Raw genomic sequence first — 24,204 nt, forward strand, 5'->3', positions numbered from 1 at the left:
GCGACTTCGGCCCGTTGCGAACAAAGCGGAAACGATGCTTGATAGGCGATGACCATCGCCATCATTGATTCGTCCTTGCAGCCCGCCTATCTGGCGAAGCTCAACGCCGAGCAGCGGCTCGCCGTCGAACATGGCGACGGCCAGGTCGCCGGGCCGCTGCTGGTGATCGCCGGCGCCGGCTCCGGCAAGACCAACACGCTCGCCCACCGGGTTGCGCATCTGATCGTCAAGGGGGCTGATCCCAGACGCATTCTGCTTATGACATTCTCGCGCCGCGCCGCCACCGAAATGGCCAGGCGGGTCGAACGCATCGCCGGCGAGGTCCTGGGCCGAGACGCGTCCGTCATCGCCGACGCGCTGGCCTGGGCCGGTACGTTTCACGGCATCGGCGCCAGGCTGCTGCGCGACTATGCGCTGACGATCGGCCTCGACCCGGCCTTTACCATTCACGACCGCGAGGATTCCGCCGACCTGATGAATCTTGCCCGGCATGAACTTGGATTCTCGAAGACCGAAAGCCGGTTTCCGACCAAGGGCACCTGCCTGGCGATCTATTCGCGCGCTGTCAACGCGCAGGCGCCGCTTGGCGAGGTGCTGGGTTCGGCCTTTCCGTGGTGTGCCGGCTGGGCCGAACAACTGAAGGCTCTGTTCGCCCGATATGTCGAGGCCAAGCAGGCGCAGAACGTGCTCGATTACGACGACCTCCTGCTCTACTGGGCGCAAATGGCCGCCGAGCCGGAGATCGCGGCGCATCTGGGCTCGCGTTTCGACCATGTGCTGGTCGACGAATACCAGGACACCAACCGGCTGCAGGCCTCGATCCTTTCGGCGCTGAAGCCGGACGGCGCCGGACTGACAGTGGTGGGCGACGACGCGCAGTCGATCTATTCGTTTCGCGCCGCGGAAGTGCGCAACATCCTCGATTTCCCGCAACAATTCGCGCGAGCCGCCGATGTCATCATGCTGGAGCGCAACTACCGCTCGACCGAGACCATTTTGGCGGCAGCCAATGCGGTCATCTCGGAGGCATCGGAGCGTTTCACCAAGAACCTCTGGTCGGAGCGCAAATCCTCGCAAAAACCGAAACTGGTCAGCGTGCGCGACGAGGCGGAGCAGGCGAACTATGTCTGCCAGGCCATCCTTGCCGAGCGCGAGGCCGGCACGGTGCTGAAATCGCAGGCGGTGCTGTTTCGCGCCTCGCACCACAGCGGCCCGCTGGAGATCGAATTGACGCGCCGCAACATCCCCTTCGTCAAGTTCGGCGGGCTGAAATTCCTCGACGCCGCCCATGTCAAGGATGTGCTTTCGGTGCTGCGTTTTGCCGAGAACCCGCGCGACCGCGTCGCCGGATTCCGCGTGCTGCAGCTGCTGCCCGGCATCGGCCCTTCGGCGGCGAGCACCATCGTCGAGACCATGGCGACATCGCTCGACGAGGAAATGGGGCTGGCCCGCTACCGGCCGCCGCAACGCGCGGCTGAGGACTGGCCGGCCTTCGTTGCGCTCTATTCCGGCCTGCGCGCCCGGTCGGGGAAATGGCCGGCCGATCTCGAACAGGTCAGGCTGTGGTACGAGCCGCATCTTGAGCGCATGCACGAGGATGCGACGACGCGGCGGGCCGACCTCATGCAGCTCGAGCAGATCGGTTCCGGCTATGCTTCGCGCGAGCGCTTCCTGACCGAGCTGACGCTGGATCCACCGGATGCGACCAGCGACCAGGCCGGGCCGCCGCACCGCGACGAGGACTATCTGATCCTGTCGACCATTCATTCGGCCAAGGGCCAGGAATGGAAGAACGTCTTCGTGCTCAACACCGTCGATGGCTGCATCCCGGCCGATCTCGGCGTCGGCACCAAGGAAGACATCGAGGAGGAGCGCCGGCTGCTTTACGTCGCGATGACGCGGGCCAAGGACGGCCTGCATCTGGTGACGCCGCAGCGCTTCTTCACCCACGGCCAGGCAGCGCGCGGCGACCGCCACGTCTATGCCTCGCGAACCCGTTTCATCCCGGCCTCGATCCTCGGCGCCTTCGAGCAGACGTCGTGGGCGAGCGTCCACGCCAAGGACGATCCGCGCCACAGACCTGAAGTCCGCATCGACCTCGGCGCCCGCATGCGCGGCATGTGGAAATAGCCGCAACCGCGAATGCCGGCAGGGAGCGACCTCAAGAGCAAATCGGCCTGTCACGGCATCTCTCAGGGAACCTCGGGCCGCCAGCCGCGTTTTCTGGCGTCCAACCCGCGATCGGAGAGCGGCGACCGCCGCCTTTCCGCCCATCCAGAGAGGCCAGAATGCACGACGCGATGTTCTTCACCCCGGTTGCCGTTAGCGTTGGCGCCGGCCACAAACGCATGCTCGCCTCGCTGTTCGAGATGCATGATTTCCTGACCGAATTTCCGCCGTCACGCCGGCGCCTGAGCTATGGCGCGGCGGTGAGGGCCTGCGAGGCGGCGCGCGCCGGCGAAATCTCGACCGAGGCCGCACGCGATGCCCTGATCACCTTTGCGGTCACGGCAGGCATCCTCTGGCCCGCGGTCCAGCCGACCGTCTCGGTCAAGCCGGTCGCACACGGTTATGGCGGCTACGCCGTCTGAGACGGCCGGGACCAGGCCTGCCCAGCAAAAAAGATCACTCGGACTTGCCGGCAGACGTCGAACGACAAACACGTCTTGGTGATCCCACCAAGCGTCCACTTCATCTTGGAGTAACTCGGCATTGGAAGCGTCTTGAGATAGTTTGATCACGAACCCAAGATCCATGGCCACCATGCCGTATTCCTCAACCGCGATGTCGGCCTGTTCACTGTTCAATGCAAACCGAAAGCCAAATTCACTCGGTGGCGTCTCCATTGAAGAAAAGGCATGGATCGCGAGCCGTGAGTTGTGAAAATCGGAATGCCACCAGGCCGCACAAAGCTGAACAGACGAACCAGCCATCGCGACCAGTTGTTATCGGCATGTGGAAAAGAATGAAAGCGCAAAGACTGCATCATAGAGCCGGCCAAAAACTGCCTCCTCCGGTATCGATCGCGACTGAATGGCTTTAACCTTAAATTCGTTCGCCAGGAAAGAAATCGCTTGTGGATGATCGGAACTGACGAGATCGATGTCTTCATCCTTTACAAGGTGCCGCGTCACGCATCCATACCCTGAGGCGAACTGGAGGAGTAAAAAAGCCCCCCCGGCCTAGATGCCGTGTTAAATCCTTTGAGTTTTATTGCATATTTTTTTCCCATCTGAAATATCAACTGACGCTTGAGACGTCAGACACAAATCCATTATGGTTGATCGGGAAATTGAATATATCATCACTTGAATTGATGGAACAATCCGACGCCACTCTACGAATTATTTCTTCTCTAAGTAAATGCCCGTTAAACAAGTTTAGGCCGACTTCTGGATTCCTGACTCATCCGATCTATGAGCACTGGATAACGGTACAAGCCGCCGAGGCGGGTACCACGCGCGATAGCGAGCGACGCTGCAGCCACCGTTTCGCCATCGCGTTGATCACACCTCGAAGCAGAAATGGACGGCCAACCCGCAAGCAGCGGCGGACGCAGCAAGCGAGGACTAGGTACATCTGAAGGCATCATATCGATGCGGTAGGCCAACGGATCGCAGCGCCAACCAGCAGACCGAGACACTTGCGTTAAGGAACGAGGCCTGCTGCAGTCGACACCATGGAAGCTGACGGCGCCGTTGCGTATTCCAGGTCGCATTGCCGCGATCCGTTTGGAAAGCGCCTGCGCCCGACCGGAGCCTCGCCTGGCCCCCGCATTTCAATGCAACGTCGGGTCGCCGGCGAGCAGGCTGCGCGGCCCGGTCGTTTCGAAACTGACCTGGTCGCGGCCGTTGGACTTGGCCTTGTAGAGGTGCCGGTCGGCCGTCAGGAACATGTCGGCATAGGTGGTGGGTCCGCTGAAGGCGACGCCACCGATGCTCACCGAGAGCGGACAGGGCCGTCCATCCGGGGCAAACTCGACCTCGCGGATGCGCCGCCGGATCCCCTCGGCAACCAGCCAGGACTGCGACGGGTCGGCGCCAGGCAGGAAGATGGCGAACTCCTCGCCGCCGATGCGCCCGACGATGTCGGCGCCGCGCAGCTGGGCCTTGATCGTCTGCGCAATCAGCTTGAGCGCCTGATCGCCGCAATCGTGGCCCAATCGATCGTTGATGGTCTTGAAATGATCGGCGTCGACGATCAGCAGGGCGCCGGCATCGACGACGGCCTGGCTGCGCGCCTGTTCGAGATAGGCCTCGACCAGCATCGAAAACGCGCCGCGGTTGAACACCGCGGTCAGGCTGTCGGTCGCCGCGACGATGCTCAGATCCTTCTGGGCGATCGCCAGCTGGCGCATCTTGTACATCAGGAAAGAGAAGAACGATCCACCCAGCACGAGCGGCAGCAACAGGTCGGTGAGCTGCGCCCAGCGCAACGCTTCGGGCGACAGCGACGGAAAATTGTAGGAATCGACAAGGAAGGCCGCCGCGATACAGATCGCCGTGCCGACAACCGTGACTGCTATGACCCTGCCCAAGCTCGTGGGCGAAAGATCGACCCGCATGCCATTTCTCCCACTGTGTTCGCCATTTTGCAGCGGGAACACAAATGAAACCCTAAAATCTTACCTGCAATTCGAATGTGGTTAACCAGAACAATTCCAGGAAAGTGTGAGCAGCTTTCCCGGGAGAAGCGCGTGGGCGCTTTCCCTGAGAATTACCAAGACAAAGGGATAGCGCGTTTCACCGTTTCCGTTAAACGATAAAAAGCTCCGGCAATCGAAAGGCGCGATCGGTTGCCTTGTGAGTGGCGACAAAAAGCCCGCCACTTGCGCGGCGGGCTTTCCGACTGGCCGGAGGCTTCTCGTCAGCGCATGTCCCTCGGGAAGTCTGGGCCATGCGGTAGGAGAGTGCCGTAAAGCCTCACGGCTGGCTCGACACTCCCGGCGAAACCTGTCTCAGCGACGCGAGATCATAAGGCATAGCTGCCGCAGATCGCTGTCGTAGGTGCCCTCGCTGGCGAGCACATCGACGCAGCGCTTCTTCATACGTGTCAGCTGGCTGTTCGACATGCTGGCGACGACACCGGGTATCCCAGGGGTGCCTGGTGTTCCAGGAGTTCCTGGAGTGCCGGGGGTACCGGGCGTACCGGGCGTGCCCGGCGTTCCGCCAATGCCGACGCCGACACCGACGTTGATGCCGCTGCCGACGTTGACGCCGACACCGGCATTGATACCTCCGCTGCCGCCGACCGTGGCCCCAACACCGGCCTTGATGCCACCGGCTCCGCCGACCGTCGCGCCAGCGCCGGCCTTGATGCCGCTGCTACCGCCGACTGAGGCGCCGAGGCCCGCAGTAACGCCGCTATTGCCGCCGACCGTTGCGCCAGCACCCGCCTTGATACCGCCGCTGCCGCCAACCGAGGCGCCGGCACCGGCCTTGACCCCGCCGCTGCCGCCGATCGAAGCGCCAACACCAGCATTGATACCGCCAGAACCACCGATAGATGCGCCGACACCGACGCCAATTCCGCCGCCTGCATTCGCGGGAGCGGCAAAAATAACGATAATTGCACCCGCCGCCAGTGTTCTAGCGATTTTCCGAGTGATATTAACCATGACACTCTCCTTGTTGCCGTTCTGCTTTGTGCACTGCAACATGCCAGCAAATCAAAGCAGACATATGCTTATGCACTCAAAGCTACGCACGAGTCTTCCTTATAGTTTCTTTATTTTTTTCAAGAATAAGGATTGTAGTTCTCAAGGCGTGCACTGGTCTGCTAAAAAAAAATATGTTTTTGCTTCAACATTTAAACTTTGTTTAATTCTCTAAACAGAAATTCCACCGGAGTTGGAGCGGGTTGTGGCTGCGGCGGCCTGGAGCCGAAGGCCCACAAAAGGCGGGCCACCGACAGCCCAGCCACCTGGCCCCGTCACCGGGCAGCGTTGTGCCGACAGGGTCCTCACAACCCGGCTGGAATTCAGAGCTGGCGTCGGGGATGGATGGTCGGCGCAAATGTACCGGTAACGCTCCCGTGCGTTTAAACGGGAAGCGCGGTCAGGAGATCAGGCGTAGGCGCGGCCTTCGTCGGTGCGTTGGAAAAAGGCTAGGTCGAGCTGCACCGAAGGCCGGCCGAGAATGGTCAGGATGGCGTGCGCCTGGCCGCGGTGATGGGTCTGGTGGTTGAAGACGTGTCCCAGCGCCGGCGCCAGCCGCTGCGAGACGGTGCGCATGTCGGAAACGGTCATGTAGGAGAAGCGGCCGGACAAAGCCTTTTCGGTCAAACCGCCGACCCAGTCGACGATCCGCCTGTCCTCGGCCTCACGCGCCAGCTTCAAGCCAGGCAACGCGCGGTGCAGGATGGCGTCGAGTTTTGCCGGCGCGTCGCCCTCGCCGGTGAAGCGTTTCATCCAGATGCGGTCGGTGGCCAGCAGATGGTTGAGCGTGCCCATCATCGAGCCGAAAAATGCGCCGACATCGCGGTTGAACTCTTCTTCCTCAAGTGCGGCGACGGCATCGTAGATGCGGCCATTGGCCCATTGATTGTAGGCCGCGAACATCATGAAATGCTGTTTCATCTTTTTCCCGCCGACGAGTTCCGCTTCAGCCGCAGGCGACTAATTAGACCGCGAGGGCGCAGCCGCCAATGACCATTCTGTTCAATGAACTCGTCGGACACGACGCGACCCGTCCGTTCAGCCCGCATTGCTGGAAGGGAGGCGGCGGCAGCAGCTTAGGGAGTAGGCAGTAGGCAATAGGGTCCGAGCGCTGTACTGCCTACTGCCTACTGCCTACTGCCTATTCCCCACACAAGTCTCCTGATCGCCATGCCACCACCCCCCGATTTCACCGATGATTTTCGCGCCGGGCTGGTCACGCTGCTGCGCTGGCGCCGGGATGTGCGGCGCTTCGAGCGGACGGCTTTGCCCGAGGGTACGCTGGAGCGGCTGCTGGAGCTTGCCAGCATCGCGCCGTCCGTCGGTCTCAGCCAGCCGTGGCGCTTCGTGGTGGTCGACAGCGCCGAGCGGCGGGGCGCGGTGAGAGACTGTTTCGAGCGCTGCAATGCCGAGGCGCTGGCATGCTTTTCGGGCGAGCGCGCCGCGCTCTATGCCCAGCTGAAGCTCGCCGGTCTCAATGAAGCGCCCTGCCAGTTCGCGGTTTTCGCCGACCGCACGACGCAACAGGGCCACGGGCTCGGCCGCATGACCATGCCGGCGACCATCGACTATTCGGCCGTCATGGCGGTGCACACACTGTGGCTGGCGGAGCGGGCGGAAGGCATCGGCATGGGCTGGGTGTCGATCCTCGACGCCGCCGAGATGGCCGCAATCCTCGACACCCCGCCTGAGTGGACGCTGATCGGCTATTTCTGCCTCGGCTATGCCAGCGAGGAGCATGATCTGCCGACGCTGGAACGCGAGGGCTGGGAGCAGCGGCGGCAGCCGGTGGTGATCAGGCGGTAAGGCTGCCCATCACTTCGTCTCTTCCTTGGCGATGAGCTTGACGCAGATCGGGTCGCCCTTCGGCATCGGCGTGCATTGCCATTCGGGGCCGAAGCCGAAGTTCGTATCTGTGCGGCGACCCAGAAAGAGCAGCAGAACAAGGCCCACGGCAGCAAAAATGCCGATAATCATAGGCTGGTGGTAGGCCAGCGCGTCCCGTCAAACATGGTCCGATGTCTTTCCGTTCCGCTGATTTCCGTTCGAAACCGTGCGTGCCTGCGCAATCACCATTTTCCCGCAAGCCTTGCCTTTGACCAGAGCGTTGCGAACAGCCATGCGGGCGGTCGCGGCCGAATAACGCTGCCGGGGCGCGTCCCCTTGGCAATGGGCCGGGCGGCTTGTATAGAGCCCGCCACTCCACATTCCGATCTCAAGACTTTCCATCTCAAGACAAGGACGACCCCATGGCGCTCGAACGCACCTTTTCCATGATCAAGCCGGACGCGACCCGGCGCAATCTTACCGGCGCCATCACCAGGATGCTGGAAGAGGCCGGCCTGCGCGTCATTGCCTCGCGTCGCGTGTGGATGAGCCGCCGCGAGGCCGAAGGCTTTTACGCCGTCCACAAGGATCGTCCGTTCTTCGGCGAACTGGTGGAATTCATGTCGTCGGCGCCGACCATCGTGCAAGTTCTGGAAGGCGAAAACGCCATTGCCAGGAACCGCGAAGTGATGGGCGCGACCAACCCCGCCAACGCCGCCGAAGGCACCATCCGCAAGGTGCACGCGCTGTCAATCGGCGAGAATTCCGTGCACGGCTCCGACGCGCCGGAAACCGCCGCGCAGGAGATCAAGTACTGGTTCTCCGACACCGAGATCGTCGGCTGAGCCGACGCGAACCAATGTATGCAAGAGGCCGGCACTTCGCCGGCCTTTTTCTTTGGTCAGGTCCCGGCTTCGGCTTCATGCCGCTTTCAACGGATCAGCGGCGTATCCCAGAGGTCGCCGAGCAGCGTTTTCAGCTCCGTGAAACGCTTCTCGCCCAGTTCCTCGGCCCATTCCCGTTCGACGTCGAGCAGGATGTCGGCCATCTTCTGGTATGCGGCGCGCCCGCGGTCGGTGAAGTGGACGACGGTCCCGCCGCTCTCATCGGGTGCCGCCGAGCGAGTGATATAACCCATCGCTTCCAGCGTCTTCAGCAGTTGATTCATGGCCTGCTTGCTCATCGCGGCGCGCTCGGCGAGCGCGCTCGGCCGAAGGCCATCCGGGCCGGGATATTGGATCACCGCCATATGCGGCGGGCTGAGGTCCTCGAAACCCGACGCCCTGAGATCCCTGATCAGCTTGCGGTGAATGGCCATGGCCGGAACGCGCAGCAGTGCACCGATCAGCGGTGGCTTCTTTGGCGGTTCTTCCGCGGATAATGGCATTGACACTCTGGTAAATTGAGTTTACTCATTTCGGTAAATTCAATTTACCACGTGGGAGGATGAAATGCTAGACAGAGCTAGCCAGATCAGCGTCAATCCGGCCGACGAGACAATCAGCCATGGCGGCCTTGCCGTGCGCTTCCTGCTTACCGGCGACCAGTCGAACGGCAGCATCGCCGCCTTCGAACTGACGGTCGCCGGCTCGCAGCGCCTGCCCGCCCCGGCGCACAGCCACGATCACTATGAAGAGACGATGTACGGGATCGAAGGCGTGCTGACGCTGACCGTCGACGGACACCGGCACGATATCGGGCCTAGGCAGGCGCTGTGCATTCCGCGCGGCGCGGTCCATCGCTTCGACAACGACACCGCCGCGACCGCCAAGGTGCTGTGCGTGGTGACACCGGCGGCGATCGGCCCGGAATATTTTCGCGAGGCCTTCGCCATCTTCAGCACTGGCGGCCCGCCAGACCGCACCAGGCTGATGGACCTGATGCGCCGGTTCGGCCTGACGCCGGCGCCCCCGCCGCCGCAGTCTTGATTCTTAGCTCGCTGCGTTGAAGCGCAAGATATCGTGGCCGTCCTTGTCGGCGATGATCAGCTTGCCGCCATCGACACGGTATGACGCCGCCTTGGCGAGCGCCTCGAACAGCGCCTTTTCCTCGGCCATGATCTCCGGCGCGTAGGCCTTGTAGGTCGAGCCGATGTCGCTGATGACGATGGTCTCGCCATCGACCTTGGCGGTGGCGAAATAGGCGTTGCACGGGCCGCTGCCGCCCGCCTTGCCGGCTTCGCTGACCCGGAACGTCGCCTGCGGCTCCGAAATCACGCCGATACCGTCGATATATTCGACTAGCCAGCTCTGGCCGAACAGCGAGGCCGAGGTCGGCTTGTCGCTCGGCGCCACCATTTTCAGCACAATGGCCTGCGGCGCCTCGCTGAGCGGATCGACCTGATAGCGCGAGTCCGTGACGAACAGCAGCTTGTCGTCGGCGATGATGCGCGCCTGCAGCGCATAGGTCATGTTGGGCCGGATCACCGTTGGATCGAAGCTGATCTCGAACTTGATCGGCACCTGGCCGGCCGGCGCTACCTTGCGCTCGCCGACAATGGCGGCCGGCGCATCGGCCAGCGATACATCGGCAAGTTGAACCGACAGCACGGCGTTGGGCGGCAGCGCGATGCGCTCGCGATACATCACCTCGCCCTTCAGGGTTTTCTCGGCGGCGACGGAAGGCTCGGGAACGGCCAGAACGCCGATAACCAGCGGCACAAAACCGAAGACGAAGAATTCGGCGATCCTGTCCAGCATGCCCTTGCTCCCTTTTTGCCGATGCGATTTGGCCAAGGGAATGCGGTCAATACATGGCTGCGCCGAGATTTATTCGGGCCGCGCCTTCCAGCGCGCCGCAGCCTGGTCGTCGGCGTCCTTGGCCTCGACCCAGCCGCCATCGGTGCCGTCCACGCGGTGCTCCTTCTTCCAGAAGGGTGCACGCGATTTCAGGAAATCCATCAGGAAATTGGCCGCTTCGAACGCCGCCTGCCGGTGCGAGGACGCCGCCACCACCAGCACGATGTTTTCGCCCGGTGCGATCTTGCCGTGGCGATGGATGACGGTCAGGCCTTGCAACGGCCAGCGCTGAAGCGCCTCGCCGGCGATCCGGCTGATTTCGGCCTCGGCCATGCCTGGATAGTGCTCGAGTTCCAGCGCCGACAGCTGGCCCTGCTCGTCGCGGCAAAGTCCTGAGAAGGACACCACGGCGCCGATGTCGGCGCGACCCCCGGTCAGTTTCGCGATCTCGGCGGCAACGTCGAAATCGTCGCGCTGGATGCGCACCGTCGGCGCGCCGGACATGGTGTCAGCCCCCGGTCATCGGCGGAAACAGCGCGATCTCGCGCGCGCCGGCTATCTTCTCGCGATGCTCGACATGTTCCTGGTTGATGGCGACGCGGATCACATCAGGATATTGCAGCGCGTGCTCATATTCCTCGCCACGCGATTTCAGCCAGCGCAGGAGGTCGGCCACCGTCTCGATACCGGCGGGCAGTTCGACATCCTCTTCCGGCTTGCCGATCCGTTCGCGCACCCAGGCGAAATAAATGAGCCGGGTGATCATCTCACTCGTCCATGATGTGCTTGAGGCCGGCGCGGAAATAGTCGTAGCCGGTGTAGAGCGTGACGAGGGCTGCGATCCACAGCAGCACCAGTCCGGTCTGCGTGGTCAGCGGGAAGATCTTGTCGCCGGCAGGCCCAGCCAGCAGGAAGGCGATGGCGACCATCTGGATGGCGGTCTTCCATTTGGCGAGCTGCGTCACCGGCACCGAGACTTTCAATGCCGCCAAATATTCGCGCAGCCCCGAAACCAGGATTTCGCGGCACAGGATGATGATTGCCGCCCACAACGACCAGCCTGCGATGCCGGCATGGCGGTCGGTGTCGGCGGCGAGCAGCAGCAGGCAGGTGGCGACCAGCAGTTTATCGGCGATCGGATCCAGCATCTTGCCGATGTTGGACGTCTGCTGCCAGGCGCGCGCCAGATAGCCGTCGAGATAGTCGGTGATCGAAGCCAGCAGGAAGATGATCAACGCCGACCAGCGGGCGAAGTCGCTCGATTTCAGATGCCCCTCGAGAAAAAAGCACAGCACCACCAGCGGCACCGCGACGATGCGGGCATAGGTAAGCATGTTAGGCAGGTTGAACGCGCGCTTGGCCATATCTCAGGGACTCTTTCTGCCTGCGTACTCAAATCAGAACCGGATGTAGGGGGTCAACAGGCGAGATTCGATTGGCCAGACGAAAATAGCGCGCGATTGCCGGGATTCGAGTGGCCTGCGAGAAAAGAACGGCTGCTGCCATTTGATCGGGACAGCGGCGTCACCGGCGCTCAGCTCTCATGGAAATGATTGTAGACGAGCTTGGCGACCTGCTCTGAAATACCGTCGACCTTGACCAGATCCTCGACTGCCGCGCGGCTGACCGCCTTGGCAGTGCCGAAGGCCAGCAGCAGCGCGCGCTTGCGACCGGGACCGATGCCGGCGATCTCGTCGAGCGGGCTCTTGACCAATTCCTTCTTGCGCCGCGCGCGGTGCGAACCGATGGCGAAACGATGGACCTCGTCGCGCAGCCGCTGAACGAAATAGAGCACGGGGTCTCGGACGGGGAGCGAAAACGAGTCCCTGCCTCTGACGAAGAAACGCTCGCGGCCGGCATCGCGGTCCTGGCCCTTGGCGATGCCGATGGCCGCCACGCGATCCTCGATGCCGAGGTCGGCGAGGATCTTGCGCACCGCGCTCATCTGGCCCTGGCCGCCATCGATCAGGATGACGTCCGGCCAGGCCGGGACGCTGCCGGAGATGTCTTCCTCGATGTCGTCGCCTGCTCCACCGGCTGCCGCGTCATCGGGAACGACATCGCCATGTTCCTTCAGCAGCCGCGAAAAGCGCCGTTCCATCACCTCGCGCATCATGCCGAAATCGTCACCGGGCGTGATCTCGGTCGAGCGGATGTTGAATTTGCGGTACTGGTTCTTCACAAACCCTTCCGGCCCGGCGACGACCATGGCGCCAACGGCGTTGGTGCCCATAATGTGCGAATTGTCGTAGACCTCGATGCGCACCGGCGGCTTCGGCAGGCCGAAGGTCTCGGCAAAGCCGGCGAGCAGCCGGCCTTGCGTGGAGGTTTCGGCCAGGCGGCGGCCGAGCGCCTCGCGGGCATTCTGCAGCGCGTTGTCGGTCAAATCCTTCTTCTCGCCGCGCTGCGGCACCGAGATCGACACTTTACGGCCGGCGCGGGTGGACAGCGCTTCGGCCAACAGTTCCTGATCCTGGACGCCTCGCGACAGAAGGATGTTCCGTGGCGTCGGCTTGTCGTCATAGAACTGCGCCAGGAACGAGCCCAGCACTTCCGCCCCCTCCAGTGCCGGATCGGCCTTGGGGAAATAGGCGCGGTTGCCCCAGTTCTGGCCGGTGCGGAAGAAAAACACCTGGATACAGACCTGGCCGCCCTCCTGATGGATGGCAAAGACATCGGCCTCGTCGACCGTGGCCGGGTTGATGCCCTGATGGCTCTGCACATGGGACAGTGCAGCCAACCGGTCGCGATAAATGGCGGCGCGCTCGAAATCGAGCTCCTGCGAGGCCTGCTGCATGGCGGCAGAGATTTCGGTCTTCACCTTCTGGCTGCGGCCCGACAGAAAATCCTTCGCCTCGCTGACCAGCTCGGCATAGTCGCCATGCGAAATTTCGCCGGTGCAGGGACCGGCACAGCGCTTGATCTGGTAGAGCAGGCACGGCCGGGTGCGGTTTTCGTAGAAGGAGTTGGTGCAGCTCCTGAGCAGGAAGGCGCGCTGCAGCGAATTGATGGTGCGCCCGACCGCGCCGGCCGACGCAAAAGGTCCGAAATAGTCGCCCTTGCGCGAGCGCGCACCGCGATGCTTGTAGATGCCGGGCGAGACGTGATCGCCGGTCAACAGGATGTAAGGGAACGACTTGTCGTCCCGCATCAGCACATTGAAACGCGGCCGCAAGCGCTTGATGAGATTGGCCTCGAGCAGCAGCGCTTCGATTTCGGTGCGGGTGACGACGAACTCCATCGTCGATGTCTCGCGCACCATGCGGCCGATGCGGGCGGTGTGGAACCGGCCTTGCGCGTAGTTGGTCACCCGCTTCTTCAGGCTGCGCGCCTTGCCGACATAAAGCACGTCGCCGGCAGCGTTCATCATGCGGTAGACGCCGGGCGCATTGGGCAGCCGCTTGACCAATGTCTGGATGACCTCCGCGCCGACCATGCCGTCGGCGTCGCCGGCATGCGGCGCCCAGTCTATCGCTGTGAAGGCGACATCGGGCCCGGTGGCCTCGGGCTCGACGATCTCCTCGACCGCTTCATCCTCAAGCTCGATGTCGGGCGGCATATCGTCGGCGGCGCCGGCGCGCGTCTTGTGTTTCTGGTCTGCGGGACTCATTCCACCATGCCTGTCACATCCGGCGTCTGCCATGCAAGATGCTGGCCGCCGTCGAGCGCGATCATCTGGCCGGTCACCGAGCGCGCCTCCCAGAGATAGCGGATGGTGGCGCCGAATTCGGCCAATTGCGGGCCGCGCTTCAGAATCAGGCCATCGACCTGCTTTTGGAAATCATCATCGTCCTGGCGGGCATTCTTCAGCGCCGGACCGGGACCGATGGCGTTGACGCGGATGCGCGGACCGAGCGCCTGTGCCAGCATTTCGGTCTGCGTCCACAGGGCCGACTTCGACAGCGCATAGGAGAAATAGCGCGGCGTCGGCCGCCAGACGCGCTGGTCGATGATGTTGACGATCAGCCCCTCCTGCCCTTGCGGCAAGGCGCGGGCGAAGTTTTGCGCCAACAGCGCCGGCGTCTTCACATGGATGGCGAAGTGAAGGTCCCATGCCGCCCAGTCGAAGTCCTCGACGCTATCGTCGACGAACAGCGACGCATTGTTGACAAGAAGCGTGACCGGGCCGAGCGCTGCCGCGGCGCGGCCGACGAGATCGCCAACCGCATCCATGTCGGTCAGATCGGCGGCTACCACGCCGGCGCGGCCGCCTCCGTCCCTGATGCTCGCAGCCAGCGCGTCGGCCTCGGCGGTCGAGCGATTGGCGTGGATGGCGACGGCAAAACCGTGCGCGGCCAGATCCTCGACGATCGCCTTGCCGATCCGCTTCCCCCCGCCCGTCACCAGCGCCGTTCCGGCGGCTTCGATCATCTGTCAATCCTCAATCTGCGCCTCAATTCGGCTAGCGGCACATTGTGACGCGTCCAGGGGTTAAATGCCGTTTCCACCTGGGGCAGGAATGTGGCGAAACGGCTTTTTCGCCGCCGGCACCGCCCCGGATTCGGGTCGGCAGGACCGCAATATAGGACGCTGAACCCGTTGCACCAAGCCGAGTGCAGTGCAGCATCGCCTGCGTACTGACATTTCGCTGTTGCGAAGATGCAACGTCAAGCTTCGGCCTCATTCGTGCCGGGGAATGACCCATTTTCAGGTTCGCTGCCGCCGCATTTTGACACGACATTCGGAACCGTTGAGTGCCAGATCCGTTTCACCCCCCGGACGGGTTGATGGCGCTCAGGACAAACAAGCCTACGTGTCTTGTGGCTTAAGGAGTAAACAACAATGCAAACCAATCTCAAATTCGCGCCGCTCGCGGTTGCGCTCGGGCTCTTCGCCCTCAGCGGTACCGCTTTTGCTGCCGATGTCGTCTCGGAAGAGCCCCCGGCGCCGGCCCCGATCGCCGAGCTCCCCGTCGCTTCCTGGGCCGGCCCGTATGCCGGTCTCAGCGCCGGCTACGGCTTCAGCGGTCATGCCAAAGTCCAGGACGGCGGCCCCGACATCAAGACCAAGGGCTTTGTCGGCGGCGTTTTCGGCGGCTACCAGTGGCAGCAGGAAAACTTCGTGTACGGTGCTGAAGCCGATCTCGGCTACAATGGCGTCAAGGGTGACAGCGGCGGCGTCAATTCCAAGGGCGGCTTCGAAGGCTCGCTGCGCGCCCGTCTGGGTTACGCCGTGACCCCGGAAATCCTGCTCTACGGCACCGGCGGCGGCGCCCTGAAGAACCAGAAGGTCTCGGTCCCCGGCGACAGCGACAGCAACACCATGCTCGGCTGGACGGCCGGCGTCGGCACCGACATCAAGATCACCGACAATGTGTTCGGCCGTGTCGAGTACCGCTACACCGACTTCGGTTCCAAGAGCTTCGACAGTGTCGGCACCAAGGTCAAAGAGAGCGACAACCGCGTCACCTTCGGCGTCGGTATGAAGTTCTAACTGTCGTTCAAGCCACGACACAAGAAAGCCGGGCCTCGCGCCCGGCTTTTTTTGTTTCGCCCGTCAGGCCGGCACAGCCACCTTCAGCCCCGGAAACTTCTCATCGAAACGCGCTGCCCAGCGGGTCAGGCGGCCGCGGCCCTTTTCCCATTTGCCGGCGAAGCGCAGAGAGAGGTAGCCGAGGCAGGCACGCAACGCCAGCTGGCCAAGCGTGATCTTCTTCGGCAGCTTCGGCGGATTGGCGTTGAGGAAATCGAGTGCGGCGGTGATCTTGGTCCACTGGCGATCGAGCCAGGGTTGATAGACCATCTCCTCCGGACGCGTGCGCCGCTCATAGACCATCGACAGCGCGCAGTCGCATATGCCGTCGGCCAGCGCCTCCAGCACTTCGGCCTCGAGGCGCTTGTCGGCATTGCGCGGCAACAACAGGCTCTTCGAAGCGCGGTTGAGATGCTGAGTGATCGCGCGGCTGTCATGGATCGAGCGGCCGTCGTCGAGCACCAGCACCGGAATCTTGCCGAGAGGATTGGCTGACATCAGTTCAGCAGGCTTGTCCTCGGTCTTGACCGGCACGAGCTCGACGGCAATGCCGGCATGGAGTGCTGCCATGCGCACCTTGGAACTGTAGGGGGATGAGGACGCGTAGAGCAGCTTCGGCATGATCGGTTCCCTGTTTTCGGACGGCCAGTGCATGTCGCTCAAAAATGCGATTCCGGTCTTGAGAACGACGCGCGTAAAACAAAGGTCTAGAGCGTGTCGCCTGAACCCCATCGAATGCGACCGCCTTAGTGTTGGCCGATCTTCCCTGAGGGAGCAACTGCCAGAAGGGCAAAACCAGGCGGCCAATCCGCCGACAATGAAATCGCCATGCATGTCTTACAGAAGTGGCGTCAATTTCGAGAGAACGACATGCATCAAAACAAGACCTAAATCACAACAAAAAAGCTCCCGGGAATCTGCCAGTCGGCAAAGTTCCCGGGAGCTTTGAGATGGACCGCTGTTACTTCTTCTTGGCGGCTGGCTTTTTGGCCGGTGCAGCCTTCTTCACAGCGGCCGTCGACTTGGCGGCGGCGGCCTTCATCGGAGCCTTGGCGGCGGGTTTTGCCGCTGCCTTGGCTGCCGGCTTCTTGGCGGCGGGCTTGGCTGCTGCCTTCGCAGCAGGCTTCGCCACAGCCTTGGCGGCCGGCTTCTTGGCGGCGGGTTTCGCTGCTGCCTTGGCGGCGGGTTTTGCTACTGCCTTAGCTGCCGGCTTTGCCGCTGCCTTGGCAGCCGGCTTTGCCGCTGCCTTCGGTGCTGCCTTCTTTACTGCTGCAGGTTTCGCGGCAGCTTTCGGTGCCGCTTTCTTTGCCGGCGCTTTCGCCGCCGGCGCCTTCGTCGTGGTCTTTGCCATGCGATGCCCCTTGCGTTTGTGCCGATGGCCGTGAGTGACCCGGCGAGCTAATGCATATCTGACTCGTGCGTATCTAGCCAGCGAAGCATTACATAGAATTTTGCAGATTAAGTTTCGGTTACGCTGAGAGCAAGATCGCAATGATCGGCACAGAAATCGGCAAAGAATCTTCCCGCTTCGCAGCGAACTATTTGCGAGAGAAATCTCTGATATCGCGACTCACACGATCTTCTCGTCAAGCTCACATTGTCTTGCAACGCCGTCGATCTCACGCGGTCATCGGCGGCCTATCGGATGGCAACAATCATCGCACAGCAGAGGCTGATCTTGCTTCATCCCCACGGTTGCAGGAACAGCACTAAACTAAACGCGAGCTTTTTACTCGTATATCGAAAGTGGTTGGATGGAAGCCAGGAAAGACAGTACTTGAAGGGACAGCCTGTTGTGTTGGACGTTTCCCAGACGAGAAGGGAGATCGCCAGCTTCGGCGCAAGAGATGCCCAACGGAAATGGGAAACGAAAGATCGGGGAATCCTCCTCCCGGGAAGCCGCGATCCCTTGGAAGCCAAGGGGTGCAGGCCCCTAAGCGCCAACCCGCTCGCGCACCTGCAGCCGGCGCGAGGGCTCGGCGTGGTGGAGGTGGACGGCAAACGTATCCCACGGCGGCGCAATGCCGATCTGCATCAGGATCCGCCCGATCTCGCCGCGGTGATAGCCGCCATGCGTGGCGACATGTGTCAGCATTTCCTGGCGTGACATCATCGCCCTGTCGCCGTCGGTGAAGGTGAAAGCCACAGGCTCTGACATGAGCTTTGGCGAGACGGCTTCGATATAGTCGAGATACCAACGATCCATCGCAGCGACATCAGCGCTCAATTCATCGAGTGCCGGTGTGTCCTCGGTTTGTTGGACGCATAGCCATGACGCGTGCCGGAAAGATGCGCGGCGAATATCTTCGATACGACAAGGTTGTGGTTGATGAGACGGGTCGCCGTGTGGCGCTGATCGATATGCTCCTGCTGGTCGAGGCCCGCAAGCTTCTCCAGCAATTCACCGTTCGTCCAGGCTTGATAAACGAAGAGGCTGCGGAGCAAATCCAGCGCGTCCATGGTCTATATCCTTTGCAAAAAATGTGAGTATGTTATCTATATTCTTGGCTGCTGGAGCAGACATGTCTACTCGCATTGCAAAGCCGCGCTCACGCATGCGCAAGCAGCCGCGCCAGGCGCGTTCGAGAGCGACGGTCGAGGCGCTCATCGAAGCCGGTGCTCATGTTCTGAGCGCGCTCGGCTGGGCCGGCTTCACCACCAACAAGGTGGCCGATGCGGCCGGCGTCAGCATCGGCTCGCTCTATCAATATTTTCCCGACAAGCTGTCGCTGGTCGAAGCAATTCGCCGGCGACATTTCGATCAGGTGCTGTCGGTGATCGCCGAATCAGCAGAAGGCGACAAGCCGCTCAAGCGATTCGCGCAGGAGCTGGTGCGCGGCATGATCGATGCGCACAGCATCCATCCGACGCTGCATCAGGTGCTGCTCGACGAGGCGCCGGGCGATCGCGGCTCACGCGCCGCCCATGCCTCGTTCCAATCGCGCTATCTCGATCACTACACGGCGGCGGTGGCGCAATATCGCAGGCGCAGAAAGGACAATGAGACCGTGGCCCGGGTGCTGTCCTCAGCGGTCGAGGGCGTCATCCACAATGCCGCGCGGCGAGACATGCTCGACGCGCCGGAACTGCAGAAGCAGTTGGTCGAGCTGATCTGCGCTTACGTATCTGGTGGGAAGGCGATGTGAGGCAGCGGCAGCAGTTCGGAGATTGGCGAAACCGGAGCGACATCAGATCTCCCCCTTGCAGGAGATGGCAGGTGCAACGGCGGTTCTTATCCGACCTTAGCGCAGGACGCGGCAGCGGCCGTTGTAGACCATCCAGCGGTCGAAGCCCGAGACGCAGAATTCGACATTGTCGCCGATCGAGGCAAAACCCTGGCCTTCCTCGATCAAGTACCAGATGGTGCGGGCGCGGCCATCGGAAAGGCTGACGGTGGCGCCGCAATAGCGGCGGCCGATCGGCCATTCTTCGCTGGCCGGGAGATAGCGATGCTGGTGGATGCGCTGGAAATCTGTGATCGAAACATCCGGCAGATGCGGCACGTGATGCACCTGGTAGGAGAAGCGGCTGGAGATCTTGCTTAGCACCCAGGCCTCGCCGCAAACGCCGCTGTCCTCGTCGGAATAGACGGAAAGGTCGGCGGCCTGTGCTGGCTGGCCGAGGGGTGCGGCCAGCGGCGTGCAAAGCGAAATCAGGGCAGCAAGAGCGGATTTGGCAAAGCGAGTCATGGCAGCCTCTCAAAGGTCGACTGCGCCCACTTTGCGGATTCGGCGGCGCGCGGTCAAGCGGTCGCGCTGCCGATGGTTTCCCGCTCCGCAACCGGTTTCTCCGGTGCGAAGCTGCGAAACCACGTCCTGACCTTTGAAAAAGCTCGCCTTGCCCATTAGGAAAAGCGGCCTGCCCATGGCCGGCGGGCCGCCGAAACCCGGTTCAGCCTTGCTTGGCGTCGCCCTGCGGTATGGCGGCCGGGTCCATCCACATCGCTTCCCAGACGTGGCCGTCAGGATCGGCCAGGCTGCGATTGTACATGAAGCCATAATCCTGTTGGGCGTTGATGTCGGCGGCGCCGCCATTTTTCGCCGCCGCCTCGTTCATCGCATCGACCGCCGCGCGGCTGTCGCAGGACACGGCAAGCATGACCTCGCTCGAGGTGGCCGGCGGGATGGGGCGATCGGTGAACTGACGCCATTTGGCATGGGTGAGCAGCATGACGTTGATCGTTTCGCTCAGCACCATGCAGGCTGCGGTGTCGTCGGTGAAGTGCGGGTTGTTGTCGAAACCGAGGGCTTTGTAGAATGCCATCGACGCAGCGAGATCGGCGACGGGCAGGTTGACGAAGATCATGCGGGGCATAGGGTCTCCTTGACAGTACACACTTGAAACCGGACCGGCGTTTCGCCGGACCATCCTCCGATGCCTTCTCTCAACGCACCGGTTTTGCTTTGCCGCGCACCCTCTCGGTCTGCGCCTTCTGCATCGCTTCGACCTCTTGATAAGCCGAGCAAAAACTGCATCTCGGCCGCCGAATATTCTCCAGCAATGCGGCGCACGCCTCGAGGATCGGATGGTAGCAGCGCCGGACGAGTTCCTCGGTCTTCTTGCCCGCCGCGACCATGACCTTGCGCCTGTCATCGGGATCCGGCTGACGGCTGACGAAGCCGCGCTTTTCCAGCCGGTCGATCAACGTCGTGACCGCCGCCGGCGTGAGATTTGTCTCCCTCGCTACGAGGTTTGCCGGCCCCGCCGGCCGTGATTGATCGCACCGAGACAGCGGCGCTCGGCAGCGCTCAGCACATAGATTTCGACGACGGTCCCATCGAACGTTTCGACGGCATCCTGCCAGCGCGACATCGCGAAGCCTATCGCGTTGACCAGTTCCTCTTCTGTCGATCTTGGCATTCGATTCGAAGTCTAATAATTAGATATCTATCTATCTGATTCTGGGATTAGCGTCAACGCCGAGCCGATTAGATGTGCATCTCCATGGTTTCGGTTCGTTGAACACAGCTGAGCATTCGCGGATGGCGCCACCGTCAAAACCTCTAGCGACTTTGTGTCTTTGCCGCGGGCGTCGCCCGCTGCGAAGCGTCGCTACTCCCCGGCCAGCCATTCCAGCGACCAGTGCGCCGGCTTTTCGACCGCCAGCAATCTGTGCAGGACCGGCAGCACGATGCGCAGTTCGCGCTCCAGCGTGAAGGGCGGGTTGACCACCACCATGCCGCTGCCGTCGAGGCTTGGTTCACGCGATGCCGGCCGGATCTCGAACTCGATGTCGAGCAATTTTGGGACGCCGGATTGCTTGAGCGCCTTGCGGAAGGCGATGATCGCTTTGCGATCCTTGATCGGATACCACAGCGCGTAGATGCCACCCGGCCAGCGCCTGTGCGCTTTCTGCATGCCGTCGACCAGGCGGTCGAATTCGCCGGCTTCCTCGAACGGCGGATCGATCAGCACCAGGCCGCGCTTTTCCTTTGGCGGCAGATGCGCGCCAAGCGCCAGCCAGCCGTCGAGTTCGATCACCCTTGTCTGGAAATCGCCGGCAAACAGCGTCTTCAGCCTGGCGACATCTGCGCCGTGCAGTTCGATCGCCGACAACCGGTCCTGCTTTCGCATGAGGTGCCTGGCGATCAATGGCGAGCCCGGATATTTCTTCACCCCGCCATCGGGATTGAGCGAACGCACCGCTTCAAGATAGGGGGCAAGCAGCGCAGCCGCCGATTTTTCGATCGGGGCGTCGATGAGGCGGCCGATGCCGCCTTGCCATTCGCCGGTCTTTTGCGCTTCCGCCGACGAAAGATCGTAGCGGCCAATGCCGGCATGAGTGTCGACGACACGGAACGCCTTGTCCTTCTGCTTCAGATAGTCGAGCAGAAGGCTGAGCACGACATGCTTGACGACGTCGGCGAAATTGCCGGCGTGATAGGCGTGACGGTAGTTCATGCCGCGCTCATGTCGAGGAGCCTCTGCCCCAACGCGGCGGTGGCGGCTTCGAGTTCGAGTTCTCCGGCCGGCGACCGCCGAAAGCCAGAGTAAGCAGGAAGCCGATCAGGCCGACTGCCATCAGCCCATAGCCGACCGGCCGTGCGCGTTGATCGATCTCACCGGCGCCGGAGCGCAGTATCAGATCCACCGCGCGTATCGGGATATCGTCGGCGTCGCCCGGGCCGGCGGTGAAGAGATAGGCGCCGGGACTGACGGTTTCGATCACGCCGGCCTCGTCGCGAAAGATCTTGTCGGGCAGTTGTGGGCTGACCTGGCGCGGATTGTCGGCGTGGTTGAATTGCAGCGTCGAGGCAAGCACCGTGCGGCCGGCTGTGGCGGCAGTGAGCGTCAGCACAGTGCGCTGCTGCGAGACAATGCGCTCGGCCTTTGCCGTCAGGTCGACCAGCACTCTGACCGGCGCGTCGCCAGCTTTCAGCGTCACCGTCACAGGCCTAAACCGTCCCTGGTCGTAGACGCGCCAGGTGCCGATCTCGTGGCCGGAGAAATTGCTCATGGCCCAGGGATAGACGAAGCCAATGGCGGCGCCGGCAAGCAGTATCAGGACAAACAGAAAGCGCATTGAGGAGATCCGGGTGTTCGACAGATTGCCAATAACGCCCCGAAGGCCAAAAAGCGATGGCTGACGCAGCGGAGCCACCTTTGTGGAGTGCGTTGGCGGCACGCAAGCCATGTGGCACTTATGGCGAATGAAGCCTTCCGCAGAAGCATCGACTCGTCTTTTCCAACCGATGCCGGTGGCTCATGCCCAATAGCACCGTGCTGATCACCGGCGCCCGCGCGCCGGTGGCGCTGCACCTGGCGCGGCTGCTGCATGGCGCCGGTCGCCGGGTGATCCTGGCCGACAGCCCGGCCCGGCCGATCGCCGCAGCGAGCACGGCCTGCGCCGCCTACCATCGCCTGCCGCCGCCGCGCTTTGCCGCCGACGCCTATGCCAAGGCGGTGGAAGCGCTTGTCCGCGCGGAAGGCATCGAACTCGTTATCCCGACCTGCGAGGAAGTCTTTTATCTCGGTCGTCTCTGGCAGCACCGCGCCATGCCGGCCCGCCTCTTCGCACCCGAGATGGCGATGCTCGCCCGCGTTCACGACAAGCATGCCTTCATCCGGCTGGCGCAGAGCCTTGGGCTCGACGTGCCGGAAACGATACTGCTGCAAAGCGAGGCCGATCTCGACGGCGTTCGTGGCCAATCGCGCGAATTGGTGTTCAAACCTGTGTGGTCACGTTTTGCCCGTGACGTACTGCTGCGGCCATCGCCGGACGAACTCGACGCCGTCCGCCCCTCGCCCGCCGCTCCTTGGGTGGCGCAGCGCTACATCGCCGGTGAAGAGATCAGCGCCTATGCGGTGGCGATCGAGGGTGAACTCAAAGCGCTGGCGCTCTACCGTTCGCTCTATCGCGCCGGCAAGGGCGCCGGCATCTGTTTCGAGCCGGTCGAGGATATCGCGGCGCGGCGCTTCGTCGAAACCTTCGTCGCCGGCGCCGGCTGGACCGGCCAGATATCCTTCGACCTGATGCGCGAGAACAACGGCAGGGTGCTGCCACTGGAGTGCAATCCGCGCGCCGTGAGCGGCCTGCACTTCTTTCGCGATCCGCGGCGCTTCGCCGACGCGGTCCTGGAGGATGGCGCCGAGGTGAAGCCCGACGTGACTGCGCCGCAGACGGTGAGGCTTGCGATGTGGATCTACGGGATGCCGGCGGCACTGCGCTCCGGTGGTCTCGGCAGCTTTCGCCAGGCTATGCACGATGCCGATGAGCTGCTCGACTGGCCGGGCGACCCCGCGCCGAAGCGGGCGCAGTGGCGCACGCTGGCCGAGATCGCCGGCACAGCACTGCGCCAGCGCATCAGCCTTCAGGCTGCGTCGACGCGCGATATCGAGTGGAATGGGCCGGAGCAGGACCAGTCGAGTTGAAGCGGAACTTCCCGTTTTCAGCTGAGTGCGTAAGTCCTGCTAAGGTTGCCTAAACGGGATTAACTGGCTTTGCGGACAATTGCAGGCCAAGCGCCTTGGTTACGCCCAGCAATGTACTGAGGCGCGGATCGCCCTTTTCGCTCAGCGCCTTGTAGAGTGCCTCTCGGGTCACGCCGGCGTCCTTCGCTATGCTTGTCATGCCGCGGGCGCGCGCGACAATGCCGAGGGCGTGCGCAATATAAGTCGCGTCCCCGGTCTCGAACGCATCAGCGAGCAGTTCGGCTTGAGACTCAGCATCATCAAGATATTCGGCGGCGTCGAATGGTGTGGTTCTGAGGGTCATATCAAACTTCCTTTGCCATTTTCCTTGCTTTTCCGATGTCCCTGTCCTGCGAGCCTTTGTCACCGCCGCAGAGCAGGATAATGACCGTGTTGCCGCGCCGGACGAAGTACACGCGGTATCCCGGACCGTAATCTACGCGCAATTCTCCTATGCCATCGAAGAACTTGGCGTCTCCCAACAGCCCAGCCTGAACGCGGACAATCCGTTGGGTGATCTTCTTTACGGCGCGAATGTCCGTGAGCCCTCTGAGCCATTTTCGGAATTCGTCAGTGGATCGAACTTCGATCATCCGTGAA

Annotated in this window: 31 protein-coding genes; 8 read left to right on the forward strand and 23 right to left on the reverse strand. The window is 62.4% G+C overall.

Features of this window, described 5'->3' with window-relative positions; translation table 11 throughout:
• Positions 1–48: 48 nt before the first annotated feature.
• Positions 49–2,130 carry an ATP-dependent helicase gene (locus tag NKL04_RS14650; RefSeq protein ID WP_352723796.1) on the forward strand — a complete coding sequence of 694 codons (2,082 nt, stop codon included), beginning with the start codon at positions 49–51 and terminating at the stop codon, positions 2,128–2,130.
• Between the two features lie 158 nt (positions 2,131–2,288).
• Positions 2,289–2,591, forward strand: a complete 303-nt coding sequence (locus NKL04_RS14655) for a DUF982 domain-containing protein (RefSeq protein ID WP_023738644.1) — start codon at positions 2,289–2,291, stop codon at positions 2,589–2,591.
• 1,187 nt (positions 2,592–3,778) lie between these two features.
• Here NKL04_RS14655 and NKL04_RS14660 read toward each other — a convergent pair.
• The 3 genes from NKL04_RS14660 to NKL04_RS14670 form a co-directional block, all read right to left on the reverse strand.
• A complete protein-coding gene (locus NKL04_RS14660; protein ID WP_023701897.1) occupies positions 3,779–4,564 on the reverse strand; it encodes a GGDEF domain-containing protein in 786 nt (261 codons plus the stop codon).
• 393 nt (positions 4,565–4,957) lie between these two features.
• The gene (locus NKL04_RS14665; RefSeq protein WP_023701898.1) at positions 4,958–5,617 is read right to left on the reverse strand and encodes a hypothetical protein; all 660 of its coding nucleotides are present in this window, start codon (positions 5,615–5,617) and stop codon (positions 4,958–4,960) included.
• Between the two features lie 447 nt (positions 5,618–6,064).
• Positions 6,065–6,577: a DinB family protein gene (locus tag NKL04_RS14670; RefSeq protein WP_023684734.1), complete on the reverse strand. Its 513-nt coding sequence runs from the start codon at positions 6,575–6,577 to the stop codon at positions 6,065–6,067.
• 249 nt (positions 6,578–6,826) lie between these two features.
• Here NKL04_RS14670 and bluB point away from each other — a divergent pair, with 249 nt between their 5' ends.
• Positions 6,827–7,462, forward strand: a complete 636-nt coding sequence (bluB, locus tag NKL04_RS14675; protein WP_023701899.1) for a 5,6-dimethylbenzimidazole synthase — start codon at positions 6,827–6,829, stop codon at positions 7,460–7,462.
• A 9-nt stretch (positions 7,463–7,471) separates the two neighbouring features.
• Here bluB and NKL04_RS14680 read toward each other — a convergent pair whose 3' ends face one another.
• Positions 7,472–7,633: a hypothetical protein gene (locus NKL04_RS14680; RefSeq protein ID WP_023695572.1), complete on the reverse strand. Its 162-nt coding sequence runs from the start codon at positions 7,631–7,633 to the stop codon at positions 7,472–7,474.
• 272 nt (positions 7,634–7,905) lie between these two features.
• On the opposite strand from NKL04_RS14680, the gene ndk reads away from it, so the two are divergent.
• Entirely contained in the window at positions 7,906–8,328 is a 423-nt protein-coding gene (gene ndk / locus NKL04_RS14685) for a nucleoside-diphosphate kinase (RefSeq protein ID WP_023701900.1), read from the forward strand.
• A gap of 86 nt (positions 8,329–8,414) precedes the next feature.
• Here ndk and NKL04_RS14690 read toward each other — a convergent pair whose 3' ends face one another.
• The gene (locus NKL04_RS14690) at positions 8,415–8,870 is read right to left on the reverse strand and encodes a MarR family winged helix-turn-helix transcriptional regulator (RefSeq protein ID WP_023701901.1); all 456 of its coding nucleotides are present in this window, start codon (positions 8,868–8,870) and stop codon (positions 8,415–8,417) included.
• A 64-nt stretch (positions 8,871–8,934) separates the two neighbouring features.
• Between NKL04_RS14690 and NKL04_RS14695 the strand changes: the two genes are divergently transcribed.
• Positions 8,935–9,411, forward strand: coding sequence for a cupin domain-containing protein (locus tag NKL04_RS14695; protein ID WP_023701902.1), 477 nt, complete (start codon positions 8,935–8,937; stop codon positions 9,409–9,411).
• 3 nt (positions 9,412–9,414) lie between these two features.
• Here NKL04_RS14695 and NKL04_RS14700 read toward each other — a convergent pair whose 3' ends face one another.
• The 6 genes from NKL04_RS14700 to NKL04_RS14725 all read right to left on the reverse strand — a co-directional run bounded on the left by NKL04_RS14700 (position 9,415) and on the right by NKL04_RS14725 (position 14,592).
• Positions 9,415–10,182, reverse strand: coding sequence for a YbaY family lipoprotein (locus tag NKL04_RS14700; RefSeq protein WP_023701903.1), 768 nt, complete (start codon positions 10,180–10,182; stop codon positions 9,415–9,417).
• Positions 10,183–10,251: 69 nt separating this feature from the next.
• Positions 10,252–10,725: a molybdenum cofactor biosynthesis protein MoaE gene (locus NKL04_RS14705; protein ID WP_023673447.1), complete on the reverse strand. Its 474-nt coding sequence runs from the start codon at positions 10,723–10,725 to the stop codon at positions 10,252–10,254.
• Between the two features lie 4 nt (positions 10,726–10,729).
• Complete coding sequence (gene moaD, locus NKL04_RS14710; protein ID WP_023673448.1) at positions 10,730–10,987, reverse strand: molybdopterin converting factor subunit 1; 258 nt, start codon at positions 10,985–10,987, stop codon at positions 10,730–10,732.
• Between the two features lies 1 nt (position 10,988).
• Positions 10,989–11,585, reverse strand: coding sequence for a CDP-diacylglycerol--glycerol-3-phosphate 3-phosphatidyltransferase (gene pgsA / locus NKL04_RS14715; RefSeq protein ID WP_023673449.1), 597 nt, complete (start codon positions 11,583–11,585; stop codon positions 10,989–10,991).
• 170 nt (positions 11,586–11,755) lie between these two features.
• Positions 11,756–13,831 (reverse strand): excinuclease ABC subunit UvrC, encoded by a 2,076-nt coding sequence (uvrC, locus tag NKL04_RS14720; RefSeq protein ID WP_023701904.1) that lies wholly within the window; start codon positions 13,829–13,831, stop codon positions 11,756–11,758.
• Entirely contained in the window at positions 13,828–14,592 is a 765-nt protein-coding gene (locus NKL04_RS14725) for an SDR family oxidoreductase (protein WP_023701905.1), read from the reverse strand. The genes uvrC and NKL04_RS14725 overlap by 4 nt, the downstream gene beginning before the upstream one ends.
• A gap of 411 nt (positions 14,593–15,003) precedes the next feature.
• Here NKL04_RS14725 and NKL04_RS14730 point away from each other — a divergent pair, with 411 nt between their 5' ends.
• Positions 15,004–15,654 carry an outer membrane protein gene (locus NKL04_RS14730; protein ID WP_023673452.1) on the forward strand — a complete coding sequence of 217 codons (651 nt, stop codon included), beginning with the start codon at positions 15,004–15,006 and terminating at the stop codon, positions 15,652–15,654.
• Positions 15,655–15,717: 63 nt separating this feature from the next.
• On the opposite strand, the gene NKL04_RS14735 is transcribed toward NKL04_RS14730, so the two are convergent.
• From NKL04_RS14735 to NKL04_RS14750, 4 genes are all read right to left on the reverse strand, one after another.
• Entirely contained in the window at positions 15,718–16,314 is a 597-nt protein-coding gene (locus NKL04_RS14735; RefSeq protein ID WP_023689091.1) for a glutathione S-transferase family protein, read from the reverse strand.
• 340 nt (positions 16,315–16,654) lie between these two features.
• Positions 16,655–17,044, reverse strand: coding sequence for a hypothetical protein (locus NKL04_RS14740; protein WP_023673454.1), 390 nt, complete (start codon positions 17,042–17,044; stop codon positions 16,655–16,657).
• A 582-nt stretch (positions 17,045–17,626) separates the two neighbouring features.
• The gene (locus NKL04_RS14745) at positions 17,627–17,920 is read right to left on the reverse strand and encodes a DinB family protein (protein WP_348529204.1); all 294 of its coding nucleotides are present in this window, start codon (positions 17,918–17,920) and stop codon (positions 17,627–17,629) included.
• On the reverse strand, positions 17,917–18,153 hold the full coding sequence (locus NKL04_RS14750) for a hypothetical protein (protein ID WP_348529205.1): 237 nt from the start codon (positions 18,151–18,153) through the stop codon (positions 17,917–17,919). The genes NKL04_RS14745 and NKL04_RS14750 overlap by 4 nt, the downstream gene beginning before the upstream one ends.
• Positions 18,154–18,215: 62 nt before the next feature.
• Here NKL04_RS14750 and NKL04_RS14755 point away from each other — a divergent pair, with 62 nt between their 5' ends.
• Entirely contained in the window at positions 18,216–18,839 is a 624-nt protein-coding gene (locus NKL04_RS14755) for a TetR family transcriptional regulator (RefSeq protein WP_031193538.1), read from the forward strand.
• Between the two features lie 96 nt (positions 18,840–18,935).
• Here the strand turns inward: NKL04_RS14755 and NKL04_RS14760 are convergent, their stop codons facing one another.
• From NKL04_RS14760 to NKL04_RS14785, 6 genes are all read right to left on the reverse strand, one after another.
• Entirely contained in the window at positions 18,936–19,382 is a 447-nt protein-coding gene (locus tag NKL04_RS14760) for a hypothetical protein (protein ID WP_023673457.1), read from the reverse strand.
• Positions 19,383–19,584: 202 nt separating this feature from the next.
• Complete coding sequence (locus NKL04_RS14765) at positions 19,585–20,007, reverse strand: VOC family protein (RefSeq protein ID WP_023684718.1); 423 nt, start codon at positions 20,005–20,007, stop codon at positions 19,585–19,587.
• Positions 20,008–20,077: 70 nt separating this feature from the next.
• Complete coding sequence (locus tag NKL04_RS14770; protein WP_084568580.1) at positions 20,078–20,425, reverse strand: MarR family transcriptional regulator; 348 nt, start codon at positions 20,423–20,425, stop codon at positions 20,078–20,080.
• A complete protein-coding gene (locus NKL04_RS14775) occupies positions 20,377–20,553 on the reverse strand; it encodes a hypothetical protein (protein ID WP_023701907.1) in 177 nt (58 codons plus the stop codon). The genes NKL04_RS14770 and NKL04_RS14775 overlap by 49 nt, the downstream gene beginning before the upstream one ends.
• Before the next feature lie 192 nt (positions 20,554–20,745).
• Positions 20,746–21,594, reverse strand: coding sequence for a 23S rRNA (adenine(2030)-N(6))-methyltransferase RlmJ (locus NKL04_RS14780; protein WP_023701908.1), 849 nt, complete (start codon positions 21,592–21,594; stop codon positions 20,746–20,748).
• Positions 21,595–21,601: 7 nt separating this feature from the next.
• Positions 21,602–22,216: a hypothetical protein gene (locus NKL04_RS14785; protein ID WP_023701909.1), complete on the reverse strand. Its 615-nt coding sequence runs from the start codon at positions 22,214–22,216 to the stop codon at positions 21,602–21,604.
• 182 nt (positions 22,217–22,398) lie between these two features.
• On the opposite strand from NKL04_RS14785, the gene NKL04_RS14790 reads away from it, so the two are divergent.
• Positions 22,399–23,565 (forward strand): ATP-grasp domain-containing protein, encoded by a 1,167-nt coding sequence (locus NKL04_RS14790; protein ID WP_352723799.1) that lies wholly within the window; start codon positions 22,399–22,401, stop codon positions 23,563–23,565.
• A 49-nt stretch (positions 23,566–23,614) separates the two neighbouring features.
• Here NKL04_RS14790 and NKL04_RS14795 read toward each other — a convergent pair whose 3' ends face one another.
• Together NKL04_RS14795 and NKL04_RS14800 are read right to left on the reverse strand one after the other, a co-directional pair.
• The gene (locus NKL04_RS14795; protein WP_023672747.1) at positions 23,615–23,908 is read right to left on the reverse strand and encodes an addiction module antidote protein; all 294 of its coding nucleotides are present in this window, start codon (positions 23,906–23,908) and stop codon (positions 23,615–23,617) included.
• Position 23,909: 1 nt separating this feature from the next.
• Entirely contained in the window at positions 23,910–24,197 is a 288-nt protein-coding gene (locus NKL04_RS14800; RefSeq protein WP_023672746.1) for a type II toxin-antitoxin system RelE/ParE family toxin, read from the reverse strand.
• Between the last annotated feature and the right edge of the window lie 7 nt (positions 24,198–24,204).

Origin of the sequence: Mesorhizobium sp. C264A (genome assembly GCF_040324515.1) — a bacterium.
Taxonomy (GTDB): Bacteria; Pseudomonadota; Alphaproteobacteria; order Rhizobiales; family Rhizobiaceae; genus Mesorhizobium.

Excerpts from the sequence above, each read along its gene's own strand:
- uvrC (WP_023701904.1), bottom strand. The coding sequence starts at position 13,831 with ATGAGTCCCGCAGACCAGAAACACAAGACGCGCGCCGGCGCCGCCGAC.
- bluB (WP_023701899.1), top strand. The coding sequence starts at position 6,827 with ATGCCACCACCCCCCGATTTCACCGATGATTTTCGCGCCGGGCTGGTC.
- NKL04_RS14785 (WP_023701909.1), bottom strand. The coding sequence starts at position 22,216 with ATGCGCTTTCTGTTTGTCCTGATACTGCTTGCCGGCGCCGCCATTGGC.
- NKL04_RS14760 (WP_023673457.1), bottom strand. The coding sequence starts at position 19,382 with ATGACTCGCTTTGCCAAATCCGCTCTTGCTGCCCTGATTTCGCTTTGC.
- NKL04_RS14790 (WP_352723799.1), top strand. The coding sequence starts at position 22,399 with ATGCCCAATAGCACCGTGCTGATCACCGGCGCCCGCGCGCCGGTGGCG.
- NKL04_RS14700 (WP_023701903.1), bottom strand. The coding sequence starts at position 10,182 with ATGCTGGACAGGATCGCCGAATTCTTCGTCTTCGGTTTTGTGCCGCTG.
- NKL04_RS14680 (WP_023695572.1), bottom strand. The coding sequence starts at position 7,633 with ATGATTATCGGCATTTTTGCTGCCGTGGGCCTTGTTCTGCTGCTCTTT.
- moaD (WP_023673448.1), bottom strand. The coding sequence starts at position 10,987 with ATGATCACCCGGCTCATTTATTTCGCCTGGGTGCGCGAACGGATCGGC.
- ndk (WP_023701900.1), top strand. The coding sequence starts at position 7,906 with ATGGCGCTCGAACGCACCTTTTCCATGATCAAGCCGGACGCGACCCGG.
- NKL04_RS14660 (WP_023701897.1), bottom strand. The coding sequence starts at position 4,564 with ATGCGGGTCGATCTTTCGCCCACGAGCTTGGGCAGGGTCATAGCAGTC.
- NKL04_RS14775 (WP_023701907.1), bottom strand. The coding sequence starts at position 20,553 with ATGCCAAGATCGACAGAAGAGGAACTGGTCAACGCGATAGGCTTCGCG.
- NKL04_RS14735 (WP_023689091.1), bottom strand. The coding sequence starts at position 16,314 with ATGCCGAAGCTGCTCTACGCGTCCTCATCCCCCTACAGTTCCAAGGTG.
- NKL04_RS14740 (WP_023673454.1), bottom strand. The coding sequence starts at position 17,044 with ATGGCAAAGACCACGACGAAGGCGCCGGCGGCGAAAGCGCCGGCAAAG.
- NKL04_RS14800 (WP_023672746.1), bottom strand. The coding sequence starts at position 24,197 with ATGATCGAAGTTCGATCCACTGACGAATTCCGAAAATGGCTCAGAGGG.
- NKL04_RS14695 (WP_023701902.1), top strand. The coding sequence starts at position 8,935 with ATGCTAGACAGAGCTAGCCAGATCAGCGTCAATCCGGCCGACGAGACA.
- NKL04_RS14780 (WP_023701908.1), bottom strand. The coding sequence starts at position 21,594 with ATGAACTACCGTCACGCCTATCACGCCGGCAATTTCGCCGACGTCGTC.
- NKL04_RS14765 (WP_023684718.1), bottom strand. The coding sequence starts at position 20,007 with ATGCCCCGCATGATCTTCGTCAACCTGCCCGTCGCCGATCTCGCTGCG.
- NKL04_RS14750 (WP_348529205.1), bottom strand. The coding sequence starts at position 18,153 with ATGGACGCGCTGGATTTGCTCCGCAGCCTCTTCGTTTATCAAGCCTGG.
- NKL04_RS14670 (WP_023684734.1), bottom strand. The coding sequence starts at position 6,577 with ATGAAACAGCATTTCATGATGTTCGCGGCCTACAATCAATGGGCCAAT.
- NKL04_RS14705 (WP_023673447.1), bottom strand. The coding sequence starts at position 10,725 with ATGTCCGGCGCGCCGACGGTGCGCATCCAGCGCGACGATTTCGACGTT.
- NKL04_RS14690 (WP_023701901.1), bottom strand. The coding sequence starts at position 8,870 with ATGCCATTATCCGCGGAAGAACCGCCAAAGAAGCCACCGCTGATCGGT.
- NKL04_RS14755 (WP_031193538.1), top strand. The coding sequence starts at position 18,216 with ATGTCTACTCGCATTGCAAAGCCGCGCTCACGCATGCGCAAGCAGCCG.
- NKL04_RS14730 (WP_023673452.1), top strand. The coding sequence starts at position 15,004 with ATGCAAACCAATCTCAAATTCGCGCCGCTCGCGGTTGCGCTCGGGCTC.
- NKL04_RS14795 (WP_023672747.1), bottom strand. The coding sequence starts at position 23,908 with ATGACCCTCAGAACCACACCATTCGACGCCGCCGAATATCTTGATGAT.
- NKL04_RS14725 (WP_023701905.1), bottom strand. The coding sequence starts at position 14,592 with ATGATCGAAGCCGCCGGAACGGCGCTGGTGACGGGCGGGGGGAAGCGG.
- pgsA (WP_023673449.1), bottom strand. The coding sequence starts at position 11,585 with ATGGCCAAGCGCGCGTTCAACCTGCCTAACATGCTTACCTATGCCCGC.
- NKL04_RS14650 (WP_352723796.1), top strand. The coding sequence starts at position 49 with ATGACCATCGCCATCATTGATTCGTCCTTGCAGCCCGCCTATCTGGCG.
- NKL04_RS14655 (WP_023738644.1), top strand. The coding sequence starts at position 2,289 with ATGCACGACGCGATGTTCTTCACCCCGGTTGCCGTTAGCGTTGGCGCC.
- NKL04_RS14665 (WP_023701898.1), bottom strand. The coding sequence starts at position 5,617 with ATGGTTAATATCACTCGGAAAATCGCTAGAACACTGGCGGCGGGTGCA.